The sequence below is a fragment of the Desulfobulbus oligotrophicus genome (assembly GCF_016446285.1).
Classification (GTDB): Bacteria; Desulfobacterota; Desulfobulbia; order Desulfobulbales; family Desulfobulbaceae; genus Desulfobulbus; species Desulfobulbus oligotrophicus.
This window is the reverse complement of the sequence record NZ_CP054140.1, coordinates 1,515,262-1,528,318: the sequence shown is the minus strand read 5'-3', so window position 1 is coordinate 1,528,318 and position 13,057 is coordinate 1,515,262. Positions and strand designations below refer to the sequence as shown.

The window sequence follows — 13,057 nt, the reverse complement described above, 5'->3', positions numbered from 1 at the left end:
CTAATCCATGCACCAAACCGCTGAATTATTTTCGACTGATTACCATGGCCATTCCCATGCCGCCGCCAATACACATGCTGATCAATCCGGTGGTATAGTGCTGTCGTTGCATATGGTGAATCGCAGTAACCATTTGCCGAGCACCGGTGCAGCCGATCGGATGTCCCATGGAGATGCCGCTGCCCAACTCGTTGGGCTTCTCCACATCAATACCCAGCTCCAACATGCATCCGATTGCCTGGGAAGCAAAGGCTTCATTAAGTTCGATCAGGTCGATATCACTTATTTTTCTTCCGCACATGGCCAAAGCTTTCTGAATCGCCGGTACCGGCCCCAACCCCATATAAGCAGGATCAAGGCCGCCGGAGGCAAAGCTTTCAATCGTTGCCATTGGTTGCAGACCCAGCTGTGCAGCTTTGGCAGCACTCATCAGTAAAACAGCAGCTGCACCATCGTTTATACCTGAGGCATTCCCGGCTGTAACCGTGCCGTTTTTATCAAACGCCGGACGCAACCCGGCCATCTTTTCCATGGAAGTCTCCATGGGCCGTTCATCCCGGGAGAAAACTACCTCCTGTCTGCCCTTCTTCACGGGTATCGGTACAATTTCATCTGCAAACAATCCGTTCTGGATACCTTGAAGGGCTCGGGCATGGCTCAGCACTGCGAGTCTGTCCTGATCCTCGCGGCTGATACTGTACATCCTGGCGATATTTTCAGCTGTTACCCCCATGTGATATCCATAGAAGATCTCATAGAGACCATCATAGACCATCAGGTCATAGATCTCACCGACACCGGTAAGCTCCATGCGATGCCCCCACCGTGCTTTCGGCAGTGCCATGGGCGCCATGGACATATTTTCCTGACCACCGGCAAGAATGACCTCTGCCTGACCGGTCATGATTGCCTGTGCACCCAAAGCAATGGCTTTCAGTCCGGAACCACAGACTTTGTTGATTGTGAAGGCCGGAGTTTCTTTTGATATCCCCGCCCGTATCATGGCCTGTCGAGCCGGATTTTGCCCCTGACCCGCCTGGAGGACATTACCCATAATCACCTCATCAACGGCAATGTCTTGTGCAGCTGTATCCCAACTTTCAGCTGCTCGCTCCAGGTCAATCACTCCCTCATCTTTCAGCGTCTTCGGTGCAACTGACAGCGTGGCCGCATCAGCCACCGGGCGTAACCCCACTTTACGTAAAGCCTCATGCATGACACGGGCTCCCAGGTCCACCACCGGTGTACTCTTCAGGCTGCCGCCAAAAGAGCCGACCGCGGTTCGGCAGCCACTGACTATCACCACCTCATTCATAGATTTCGAGCTCCATTTTTTGAGTTACGCACAACAGGCATCTAATCATGCAGACTGCCGGTAAAAACCGGCTTGCGTTTTTCGAGGAAGGCTGCTGTCCCCTCTTTGGCATCAGGGCTTGCCAGGCAGAGGGCAAAAAGATCGCGTTCAATATGCATTCCTGTAGGCAGATCAACGTTCAGCCCCTGATTTACCGCCTGTTTAGCTGCGCAAAGCGAAGCCTTTCCTTTAGAGGCGATCATCCTGGCTGTCTCCATGGCGGCTTCCATCAAAGTGTCCGGAGGAAACATCCTGTTCACCAGACCTATCTCCAGGGCTTCAGTCGCACTTATATGTTTGCCGGTTAAAATCATCTCTTTGGCACGACTTTCCCCCACAATACGAGGTAAACGCTGTGTGCCTCCAAAGCCGGGAATGACCCCGAGACTGATTTCCGGCAACCCGAAAATTGCTTTTTCAGACGCATAGATAAAATCACACGCCAACGCCACTTCACACCCCCCACCCAGCGCATAGCCATTGACCACGGCGATGACAGGAACAGCAAGATCCTGCAGCTGCCCGATCACAGTCTGCCCACGTTGTGCGAACTTCTTCGCCCCTAATGGGCTCAGAGGAGCAATCTCGGTGATATCCGCACCGGCCACAAAAGATTTTTCCCCGGCCCCGGTTACAAGCAAAACCCGAACTGCTTCGTCTTGACTGACTTTTTTCAGTGCGTCGGCAAATTCGTCAAGCAGGGCAGCGTTAAGTGCATTAAGAGCTTTTGGACGGTTGAAGGTTATGCGTGCAATGCCATCAGAACAGCTGAATTCTATGGATGTGTAGGCCATTGTTTACCTCCCATTCAGGTTGAGAAAACTCATTGCAGGATACGGACGAGGAAACTCAAACAGACTCAATCCCCTCTTCTCTCGGACCAGGAAAAAATGTGCTGTTTCCACCATTGTCCCGCACTTTTTTCACATCATCAATCCTTGGAAAATGAAGCAAATAGTGCAAGCACAAAATGGGTACTTACTATTGTAAAAGTGCTGAGCTGTCAAACATTTTTTAAATCTGCCACGCTGCCTGCAACTCAATTCTTCCAGATACTTCAACCATTTCCGATCAAGTTTCTGTACGAGTGAGATAGCAGACCAAGACATGCAACATATCTCAAAAACCTTCTGCGGAAATAAAAACATAAGAAAAGCCGCACACAGGTTGAGTTATCGGGGGGTGACCTGCAAACGCACCGCCCGGTGAACCTAAAGGATAACGTGCACCTTATAACAGGATAACCGCTTCAACCTCAATCATCGCCCCTTTGGGCAACGCTGCAACCTGGAGAGCAGTTCGGGCTGGATAAGGTTCGTTGAAGTATTGGGTATACACCGCGTTGACCTGTTGAAAATGTGCTATATCGGTCAAGAAAATCGTCACCTTGACCGCCCGGGCCAGACACGTACCTGCAGCCTCGGCAACAGCGCTCAAATACCGAAAAACCAGATGGGCATGCTCTTCAATACTGCCTTCAGAGATACCGCCGGTCTGTATATCAATGGGGATAATACCGGAGGTAAACAAAAAGGAGTCGGTGCGGACAGCCTGTGAATAAGGGCCTATCGCAGCCGGTGCCTCAGGTGTGATAACAGGTATTCGCTGTTGCATGGAGTATCCTCCTGTTTACATGATAATCGGAGATCAGTCACCTATGACTGCATCAGGGCGGGTTTCGGCCGGGCAAGCAAAAGAGGCACGCCTGTATACAGCTGTCCTCCCCGTACTGCTCCCGTCAGAGTCTGTCAACTGATCACACTTCTGCTTTATTGCACTATGCGCTGTGGTTGCAGATTGTGATTGTCTGCAGGGCAGCAGCAGTCTCACAGACTGCCGGTATACACGATCAATGGTCGTGTACACCGGTTTTCAGACACCATTTTTTTTAAACATGGTATATAAAAAGGAAATAACAGCTACCTGTTACTGGAGGTGACTGCCAGGGGCTCTTTCAGGGTATTGGATCCCCTGTCGCTACCGTCGTACTGTTGGCACAACCCGCAGAGACTACCCAGACAGTGTGTGCTGAGATTAAAAAAAACTGAAATCACTGCCCCTGTCTCCATTCAGGCTTACTGTCACCCCCATAGTCTTTTCGAATGATTATCGTTATGTACAGTAGAGACAAGAGCAGCCATGGTACCACTCAACAAAAGGATTGAATTAGGTGACTTGCTGTGGTCCAGTATAAGTAAACACTGAATACAACTGATTAAAACAGATGAAACGGAGGGCGGTGTTCAATGCAAAGTGACGGCAACTTAGTCTGGATTGATCTGGAAATGACCGGACTGAACCCCATGAAAGACAAGATCCTCGAAGTGGCAACGGTGGTGACCAACCCCCACTTGGACATCCTTGCCGATGGACCGGTTATTGCCATTCATCAGCCGGAAGAGGTGCTCGAAGCTATGGATGCATGGAACAGAAAACATCACCGGGAATCAGGACTGCTGGAGCGTGTACGACAAAGTACAGTGACATGTCGTCAGGCTGAGCTGGAAACCCTGGATTTTGTCAAACAGTGGGTCCGCCGTCGAATCTCGCCGATGTGCGGTAATTCAGTTTGGCACGACCGCCGGTTCCTGGCGCGTTTCATGCCGGAACTGGAGAGATATTTCCATTATCGCAACATCGATGTCAGCACGCTTAAGGAACTGGCCTGGCGCTGGGCACCTAACCTGCCGAGATTCGATAAAGAGTGTCATCATCTCGCCCTTGACGATATTCGCGAATCCATTGCAGAACTCAAGCACTACAGTAACAGTTTCATTCGAAAAGAGGCCTGACCCCCCCCCACCCTGCAGTTAAGCCGGGCAGCAGTCCAGGCTCATACCCGCTGCAAGAGTTCAGTACCGCTCACCTCTCCAACTTCAGACCCCAAATCTGTTCGGCATACTCCTTAATCGTCCGATCACTGGAAAACTTACCCATCCGTGCCACATTCAGGATTGATCGTCGGGTCCATATCGCCTTGTCAACATACGTTTGCCCCACCAGCCGTTGACAGTCCAGATAGGATTCCAGATCAAGCAGGAGCAGATAAGGATCGTTTTCACTCAGCAGATCGTTGACTAACGGTCGAAACAGTTCGGTATCACCATTACTGAAGGCACCGCCACCAATGGCATCAATGATCTGACGCACAGCAGGGTTGGCTTCGTAAATCTGCCAGGGCTTACGAGATTTGCATTTTTTCTCATACTCAGCCTCCTCAGCGGTCATGCCGAAGATAAAGATATTCTCTGCCCCCACTTCTTCGCGGATCTCGATATTGGCTCCATCAAGGGTACCGATCGTCAAGGCACCATTCAGTGCAAACTTCATGTTGCCGGTCCCTGATGCCTCGGTGCCTGCAGTGGATATCTGTTCGGAAAGATCAGCCGCCGGGATAATCCGTTCAGCCAGAGATACGCTGTAGTTGGGAATGAAGACCACCTTCAGCCGGTCGCCCACACGCGGATCATTGTTGACCACATCGCCCACCGAGTTGATCAACTTGATAATCAACTTGGCCTTCCAGTATGATGGCGCGGCCTTCCCGGCAAAAATAATTGTTCGCGGGGTCACCGGTTCGTCCCGGTGGGTGATGATACGATGGTAAAAATCAATCGCATGGAGAACATTGAGCAACTGTCGCTTATACTCATGAATACGCTTCACCTGAATATCGAACAGGCTGCCCGGATCCACGTCAACAGCACAGGTTGCCGTAATGATCCTGGCTAATCGCTTCTTGTTCTCCAGTTTCACAGTCTGCCACTGCTGATGAAAAACCGGATCATCGCAGTAGGACTCCAGACCGCGAAGTTTATCCAGATCAACCACCCAGTCAAAACCGATCTTGTCACCGATCAATCCCGCCAACCCCTGATTGCACTTCAACAGCCAGCGGCGGGGTGTAATGCCGTTTGTTTTGGAGTTGATTTTGTCCGGCCACATCTCATGAAAATGACGGAACAGATTGGTTTTGAGGAGCTCACTGTGCAACGCAGCCACACCGTTCACCGAATGACTGCCGACAATGGCAAGATTGGCCATACGTACCCGTCGTACCGACCCCTCTTCAATCAGTGACATCTCCTGAATTTTTCGGGTGTTCCCAGGATACAGGTTCGCCACTTCCTCAAGAAAGCGCCGGTTGATTTCATAGATAATCTCAAGGTGCCGGGGCAAAACCCGACCGAGCATATCAACAGGCCATGTCTCCAGAGCCTCCGGCATCAGCGTGTGATTGGTATAGGCAAAGGTGTTGACGCAGATGTTCCAGGCCTGTTCCCAACCCAGGCCCTCAATATCAAGAAGCAGGCGCATCAACTCTGGGATGGCGATGGCAGGATGAGTATCGTTGAGTTGAACTGCCACCTGATTGGGAAAATCATCGAACGTATCATTATCTTTACGATAGCGACGTAAAATATCCTGAAAGGTTGCAGCCACAAAAAAATACTGCTGCTTGAGCCGAAGCTCCTGGCCCTCACTGATGTCATCACTGGGATACAACACCTTGGAGATAGTCTCAGACAGCACTTTACTTTCTACAGCGCTGATATAGTCACCAACGTTGAAATACCGTAAATCCAACTCTCGGGAGGCCTTGGCCCTCCAAAGACGCATATTGATGACATGGTCATTGTTGAAACCCGGCACCAGCATATCGCAGGCCATGGCCATGACAATCTCCGTATCAACCCACCTGGCGCGGTAATTGCCCAACTTGTCCGTCGTTGCTGTCACATGACCATAAAATTGAACCGGATACATGAACGAGGTGCGCTCATACATCCAGGGTGAGCCCAACCGCAGCCAACTGTCCGGTGTCTCCACCTGGTAGCCGTCAACAATTCGCTGGTTAAAAAGACCGAAGTCATAGCGAATGCCGTAGCCATAGGCCGGGATCTTCATAGTGGCAATGGAATCCATGAAGCAGGAGGCCAGCCTGCCAAGACCACCGTTGCCGAGAGCCGCGTCTTCTTCACAGTCCCGCAACTCTTCAAGGTCGTATCCCAGCTGCTCAATCGCCTGTGTCACCTCATCCATGAGCCCCATATTGAGGATGGCGGTACCAAGCGAACGTCCGACTAGAAATTCCAGCGAGAGGTAATAAACCCGCTTCATCTTACCTGCATAAAAGGTCTTCTGCGTCTTGATCCATTTTTCCATCAAAACGTCACGCAAGGCATAGGACAGGGCCCGATAAACATCCTGATCCCCAGCCCGGTCCGGATCACGTCCCTGAAAGCTCATCAGATGATGGCGGATACAGATCTTAAAATCTTCTATTCCGGTTCCCTGGAAAACAGATGCATAGGCATGGTTATCAGCCGGATCAACAATGTGTTTATCCATGAAAATCTCCGTTGGTAAGTGTTCTGGCTGCGTACAACAGGCAATCAACGTTCTTATTGTACAGGAAAAAATATATCCGGCAAGCCGGGTTCTTTTGGAGGGATCATCGGATGCTCAAAGAAACACTCCTCTTGTAAATCGCTACAAGAGAGACAGTCCAGCGGGATAAAGACGCCGACTTTACTCGCTGACTCCGACAGATGAGCCGTAAAGAAAAGAAAGAGCAGTCAACAGCACAACAGTTCATGCGCCGTTTTTCACCGGCTCATTACCATAAAAACCACTTCCGCCTGCAGAACAGGAGAGATGTTTTATCCGTATTCTCCGGATGCGCCGTTACACTGCGCTCATCCACCTGCAAAATATATTGGTGCATTACCCGGCAGCCACTTGATATTACAGCCCATGCTCGGTTTCTGCTCAGGAGAAATCGGGTGACCTGCCAGAAGAGCATCAAGCGCTCTGCGCAGATCACGCCCTGTGACCGGTACCGGCTTCCCGGGTCGGGCATCATCAAGTTGCCCCCGATAGACAAGTTCGAGATCACGATTAAAAAGAAAAAAGTCCGGGGTACAGGCAGCATGGTATGCCCTGGCCACCTCCTGCGTTTTGTCGTAGAGATAGGGAAAGGGATAACCTGCCCGGCGAGCCTCCTCACCCATGCGAACAAAACTGTCATCAGGATACGCATCGGCATCGTTGCTGCTGATGGCGACCATGGCAATACCTTTGGCCATGTACGCATGCCCCAGGGCCGTTAATTCCTTTTGCACGTGCTTGACATAAGGACAGTGATTACAGAGAAACATCACCAGCAAACCGGCAGCCCCTTTGAAATCTTCGAGTCGGACGGTGTTTCCGCTGGTGTCCGGCAGGACGAATGATGGTGCGCCGGCCCCCAGGGCCAGCATAGTCGATGCGGTCAGGACCATGATAGTGCTCCTTTGCAAGTTTTATTGTTGTTACGCTCTGCAATGCAGGGATAATACTTTTTTCCAATACGATTTCGGCTATTATACAATCAGTATACATACCAAAGCTGTACGTTTTCCTAACTCAGCCAACTATCGATCATGCATAAAGGTACATTCCTCGGACTGGCGACTGCTGATACTGTCTACTATGTCCCTCATTTTCTCGAACGCAACCAAAAACTCAAAGCCGAGCGACAGCTCGCTTATGCCGGCGGCCCGGCAACCAATGCCGCAGTTGCCTTTGCCGCCTTTGGCAACGAATCCACCCTGCTCACCGGGCTGGGACAGCATCCAATGGCTCATATTGCCAAGGTGGACCTTGCTGATCACAAAGTCCGGCTCATCGACTGTACCGATCAACCACGCAGGCCGCCGATTCTTTCGACAATTATTGTTGATCTCTCCTGTGGTGAACGCAGTGTGGTGTATTCGAGCACAGATCTGCGCAAACTTCGTTCCGACACCATCAATAAAAACACTTTGGAGTATTCTGACGTCCTGCTGCTCGACGGTTACTATTTACCGCAGGCAATTCAACTGGCCACTTTGGCGAAAAAACTGAAAATTCCGGTGGTGTTTGACGGCGGCAGCTGGAAAGACGGATTGGAAAACCTGTTACCGCTGGTTGACTACGCCATCTGCTCGAATGCTTTTTTTCTGCCCGGCAGTACCAATCAGGAAGGGCTCACGGATTTTCTACAACAACAGGGTATCCAGTGTATTGCCATTACCAGGGATGGTCAACCGATCATTGCCCATTGTCAGGGTCAAACCAGGGAAATTCCGGTCATGCAGGTGAAAACTGTTGATACTCTCGGCGCCGGTGATATTTTTCATGGTGCTTTCTGCCACTATATCCTGGAATGTGATTTTCTGCTCAGTCTGGAGCGTTCCGGAGAGGTTGCCAGCCTTTCCTGCACCTCTCTGGGCACCCGGGCCTGGATTGAGCAGGAAAAATTTCTCTGATCCGGAGTTATCTCTTTGCTGTCCTGATTACCGCTGGCGAAAAGGGATCCGGCAGTAATCAATACCGCGTTTGGGAACAATGCCGGACTGCTCAAGAAACATCTGCAATGAGTTCATTGAAATATTCATATTTTCCGTCGGCCCGAGGTACAGATGATCCATGACCGGAGCCCCACCTTCTCCGGCAAGATCGAACTCAATATACGGCACCAGCATATCATGCCCCTCACGGAAACGAATGGGAATTTCACCAGAACGGGTCAAGACCGGCGAGACGATCCGCCACTCTTTTTCCTCACGGAAAGAGGGGTGCTTAAGGATAGCAGCGATACGCAACAAATCGGTTTCCACGGCGGCAAATGATTCGCGATACAGGGCCGACCGTTCAACAGCCGATAAACTCTCATCCTCCCGAGTTCCTCCCAACCGTTCCACAGCGTCGACCACCTGCCCGATCAGGTTCTGCTGACGTGCCGGCTCATAGATGCATTTACCAATCATGAACCCCTGCCTGGCCGCACAACGAAGGATATACTCGGGGCAAAAACCCAGGCTCACCCCTTTGCCCGGCAGGCTGTAACCTCGCCATTGACTGAGTAGATTACCGTGGGAGCGGAAAGACGCGCCAAACAGCATGTGGCCACTGGTAATCCAATGTGCAACCCAGTCGGCAAACTGGGATAACAGGCTTGAGTTGGCCCGACCATCTTCGATACGTTCACGCACCTCGGCAGCTATCAGGTCGGCGGTATGTCGCAACTCTGCAGAATCGTTCATATAACGAATATCACTGGCCCATAGGGTCCGGCTCTGAACAATCCCCAGTAACCCGCTGAAGGTCGTGTAATGATAGAGCGTGCTCTGTGGGGTGTCTGCGTAAAGCACCCTGGTTAAGGTCTCGATTTCTTGCATACTGATCCGTTGCCTTTTGCTTTGTCAACAGACAGGCTCTCAAATCATTCTTGAGATTTATACCGCTGTCTGGTAAAAATACAGCCCTGTTCACCATACCGGAATAAAAACTTTAACCTACTGCATACCGGTCTATCCTTCCACTTTTACACAGGTAACGTATCCAATGTATAGAAATTTCAAAATAGTCCCCAATATCATATTCGGACGTGGCAGTTTCAACCAGTTAGGTGACATCCTTGCTCCCAAACGAGTGACACCGGACTCCTATATCGTCTTTGTACTTGACGATATCTTCAAGGAGCGACCGCTGAAAAACCGGATCCCCATGGAAAAAGGCGATCTCCTCATCCTGGTCAATGTCGATAACGAACCGACCACAAAGTATATCGACCAGCTTGTCGCCCAGATACAGGCCTACAATCCGAACAAGCCGGTCGGTATTATCGGCATCGGTGGCGGATCGACCATGGATATTGCCAAAGCGATCTCCCTGATGCTCAACAATCCCGGCTCAGCCGCCGATTACCAGGGTTGGGATCTCATTAAAAATCCAGCGGTCTACCATGCGGCAGTGCCCACCTTGGCCGGTACCGGTGCAGAAGTCTCCCGCACCACTGTGCTGACCGGGCCGGTGAAAAAGCTCGGCATCAACTCTGATTTCACGGTGTACGATCAGATCATGCTTGACCCTGAACTTATCGACGGTGTACCAAAGGACCAGTGGTTCTATACTGGCATGGACTGTTATATCCATGATATCGAATCCTTACATGGCACCTACATCAACGAATTCAGCCGTGCCTATGCGGAAAAATCTGTTGCTCTCTGCCGCCAGGTTTTTCTTGACGACCATCCGGACAAAGACGATAAACTCATGATGGCCTCCTACTTTGGAGGCATGTCCATCGCGTACTCCCAGGTAGGCGCCTGCCATGCACTTTCATACGGACTGGCCTTTGTGCTCGGAACGCATCACGGTATTGGTTGTTGCATCACCTTCGATCACCTCGAAGAGGTCTATCCGGAAGGGGTACGGGAGTTCCGCCGCATGATGGAAAAACACGACATCCATCTGCCGCGCAACCTGACAAAAGACCTTGATGAACAGTCCCTGCAGACCATGGCCGAGGTAGCCATTGGTCTGACCCCGCTCTGGGAGAACTGCTTTGGTAAGGATTGGCAGCAGATCATAACAAAAGAACGTCTCCTTGATATGTATCGAAAAATGTAACCAACTGTACGAACAGCTGTCTATCCTCTCCATTTATCTTCAAACAGGACAACCTCTCTTCCTGCCGCTATGCTTCTCAGCGGTGGCAGAGAGGTTCTTTTGTTTCACTCAACGGATCTTTACCGGCGCACTGCCCGCACTATCCCGACAAACGTTTGTTCTCCAGGCTGACTGGTTACCATCAGGATGACGACGGGTAAATCGCCGCTGATACGAACACCGGCGGCAAAGTGGTTCAAGTAACCACTGATGAGCAAAGCCTTCCCGAATACGGCCGGCACGAGAGCCGGCCAGGATCTCAGCAAGAGGCTGTTGAAAGATGTTGCCCAGCGTCAGATGACCTTCAGCATCCAGACAGCAGGCGACAACCGTGCCATCAACCAAAATGGCCAGATGATCTCGCAGAGCACGACACGAGCCATACTTATCAAGCTCGGGCGAGGCAAGTTGCGGCCAGGTGAATGGCAGCTCTGGATTGAGAAACACCCGATCTGCCAAACAAAGGCCACGCCCGTTCAATCCACTGTTGAGATCCACCGGTGCATCAGTAAAAGCAGCAACCAGTTCATTGAGCAGCCAGTGTTTTTTCTCGGAGCCTTGCAAAAGTGTATGCACATGCATGTTCCAGAACCGGAGGCTGACATACAGTGCAGTCGATCGGCTTGCCTCCCTGGTCAACGCGATAATCTCCTGTAAGTGTGTTCGAGCCGCATCAGTAGAGAGTTCATCCAAACTGTGGAGAGAGATATTCAGCTGGTGCAGGGCAGGAGCTGTCAGCAGAAGCTGTCGATGCCGTTTAATCAGGGTACCGTTGGTGGTCAGGTTGACGCGCATGCCAAAGGCATGACAGAGTGTGAGGAACGATGCAAATCGAGGGTGGAATAACGGTTCCCCCAGCACATGCAGACAGAGATCTTGCGTGTACCCCTGCAGACGCTCCAGCACTTCGGCAAAAGCTGTGATATCCATATCCTGCAAAGGGCGCTTGCTTCTGACACAAAATGAGCAGCCCAGGTTGCAGCGGTTGGTGATTTCAATGTAGATCTTCTTAAATCCTGCTTGCTTCTGACTCACGGTGTCGTCGTCTAAACAAGGTTCATTTCAGATAAAACGTTGCATCAGTTCACTGCAGACAAGATCCACATTTCCCGGCGTCACCCCCCACTGCTCCACATACTTAAGCACCTGCCGGCGAAGAGGCGGATCGTTGCAGTCATCAAGTTTTCGAAAAAGACCGGTTCGGCGACCAATCTGATACACGACCTGCTCTTCCGGCCGCATGGCCAGGAACCGGTGAATCACCGCAATCATACGGTGCTGATCATTGGGCAGCACACCGTCAATCTCCTCAAACAGGTTGAGAATATGATCACTTTTGACGTGGCTGGTAATCCCGGAAAGTGACTGCAGAAAAACCAACAACTCCCTGGCTGTTTCCTGATCGCCAAGAGCAACAAAATTGCCGTCTGCCTGTTCACGGGTCAACACAAGACCGGCAGGCAATGCCAGGGTACGTAAACGAATGAAATCCGGGTTGATCCGGTTTAAGGCTTCAGCACTTTCCAGTGCATGCTGCATCGAAAGCTCTTTGCCGCCGAGCCCAGGCATATAGTACTCAGAGAGCTCAATTCCGGCTGCTTTCACCTTGCATCCAGCAAGAATATGCGTGTGTTGGCTCGCTCCTTTCCGTACCCGATCAAGGACCTGGTCGCACCCGGACTCAAGACCGATGTGTATGCGGTTGAGCCCGGCTGCCGCAATACCGCGCAAACTGTCATCATCTATCCGGGCAATGGTTTGAGACCGGGCATAGGACGTGATGCGTTCGACACCGGGAAAGGTTGCCTGAAGATGATCAAGTATTGCCACTAAATGATCAGGTCTGATAATCAGACTGTTTGAGTCCTGGAGAAAAACTGAACGAGCTCCGGCCTGCAGCCAGTTACGAGCTGCATAGGCGGCCATCCACTCACTCTCACCCGAGGCTGGATCAAGAACAACGTCTCCCTCCACATCCCCGTTCTGACCGTTCTGGATCCGTTCAACCCAATATCGCACAGTATCAATGTCCCGGAGCACATGATCTACAGGCCGCTGACTGAACTGTTGACCTTTATACAACCCGCAAAACGTACAACGGTTCCAGGGACAGTTACGAGTCACCCGAATCAGCAGACTGCCGCTTTCACTGGGCGGCCGAATCGGTCCCTGTTCAAATCCCTGATAGGGCGGCTCAGCTGCATGCATCGGTTTCTCTCCCCAATA

11 protein-coding genes are annotated in these 13,057 nt (G+C 51.3%); 3 read left to right on the top strand and 8 right to left on the bottom strand.

Translation table 11 applies throughout. From position 1 onward, the window contains the following. Positions 1-25: 25 nt before the first annotated feature. The 3 genes from HP555_RS06870 to HP555_RS06860 form a co-directional block, all read right to left on the bottom strand. Positions 26-1,315, bottom strand: coding sequence for a thiolase family protein (locus HP555_RS06870; RefSeq protein ID WP_199264429.1), 1,290 nt, complete (start codon positions 1,313-1,315; stop codon positions 26-28). 41 nt (positions 1,316-1,356) lie between these two features. Beyond that, the gene (locus HP555_RS06865) at positions 1,357-2,148 is read right to left on the bottom strand and encodes an enoyl-CoA hydratase/isomerase family protein (protein ID WP_199264428.1); all 792 of its coding nucleotides are present in this window, start codon (positions 2,146-2,148) and stop codon (positions 1,357-1,359) included. A gap of 436 nt (positions 2,149-2,584) precedes the next feature. Next, positions 2,585-2,968: a Rid family detoxifying hydrolase gene (locus HP555_RS06860; protein ID WP_199264427.1), complete on the bottom strand. Its 384-nt coding sequence runs from the start codon at positions 2,966-2,968 to the stop codon at positions 2,585-2,587. Positions 2,969-3,600: 632 nt separating this feature from the next. Between HP555_RS06860 and orn the strand changes: the two genes are divergently transcribed. Then, positions 3,601-4,146: an oligoribonuclease gene (gene orn, locus HP555_RS06855; protein WP_199264426.1), complete on the top strand. Its 546-nt coding sequence runs from the start codon at positions 3,601-3,603 to the stop codon at positions 4,144-4,146. Between the two features lie 70 nt (positions 4,147-4,216). Here the strand turns inward: orn and HP555_RS06850 are convergent, their stop codons facing one another. Together HP555_RS06850 and HP555_RS06845 are read right to left on the bottom strand one after the other, a co-directional pair. Then, positions 4,217-6,706, bottom strand: coding sequence for a glycogen/starch/alpha-glucan phosphorylase (locus HP555_RS06850; protein WP_199264425.1), 2,490 nt, complete (start codon positions 6,704-6,706; stop codon positions 4,217-4,219). Between the two features lie 347 nt (positions 6,707-7,053). Further along, positions 7,054-7,638, bottom strand: coding sequence for a thioredoxin family protein (locus tag HP555_RS06845; RefSeq protein WP_199264424.1), 585 nt, complete (start codon positions 7,636-7,638; stop codon positions 7,054-7,056). A 141-nt stretch (positions 7,639-7,779) separates the two neighbouring features. Here HP555_RS06845 and HP555_RS06840 point away from each other — a divergent pair, with 141 nt between their 5' ends. Further along, positions 7,780-8,646 carry a PfkB family carbohydrate kinase gene (locus HP555_RS06840; RefSeq protein WP_199264423.1) on the top strand — a complete coding sequence of 289 codons (867 nt, stop codon included), beginning with the start codon at positions 7,780-7,782 and terminating at the stop codon, positions 8,644-8,646. 27 nt (positions 8,647-8,673) lie between these two features. Here the strand turns inward: HP555_RS06840 and HP555_RS06835 are convergent, their stop codons facing one another. Next, positions 8,674-9,558, bottom strand: a complete 885-nt coding sequence (locus tag HP555_RS06835; protein ID WP_199264422.1) for a DUF2971 domain-containing protein — start codon at positions 9,556-9,558, stop codon at positions 8,674-8,676. Positions 9,559-9,724: 166 nt separating this feature from the next. Here HP555_RS06835 and HP555_RS06830 point away from each other — a divergent pair, with 166 nt between their 5' ends. Then, positions 9,725-10,792, top strand: a complete 1,068-nt coding sequence (locus HP555_RS06830; protein ID WP_199264421.1) for an iron-containing alcohol dehydrogenase family protein — start codon at positions 9,725-9,727, stop codon at positions 10,790-10,792. A gap of 108 nt (positions 10,793-10,900) precedes the next feature. Here the strand turns inward: HP555_RS06830 and HP555_RS06825 are convergent, their stop codons facing one another. Both HP555_RS06825 and HP555_RS06820 read right to left on the bottom strand, forming a co-directional pair. Beyond that, the gene (locus HP555_RS06825) at positions 10,901-11,866 is read right to left on the bottom strand and encodes a radical SAM/SPASM domain-containing protein (RefSeq protein WP_199264420.1); all 966 of its coding nucleotides are present in this window, start codon (positions 11,864-11,866) and stop codon (positions 10,901-10,903) included. Positions 11,867-11,893: 27 nt separating this feature from the next. After that, the gene (locus tag HP555_RS06820) at positions 11,894-13,039 is read right to left on the bottom strand and encodes a radical SAM protein (RefSeq protein WP_199264419.1); all 1,146 of its coding nucleotides are present in this window, start codon (positions 13,037-13,039) and stop codon (positions 11,894-11,896) included. Positions 13,040-13,057: the final 18 nt, after the last annotated feature.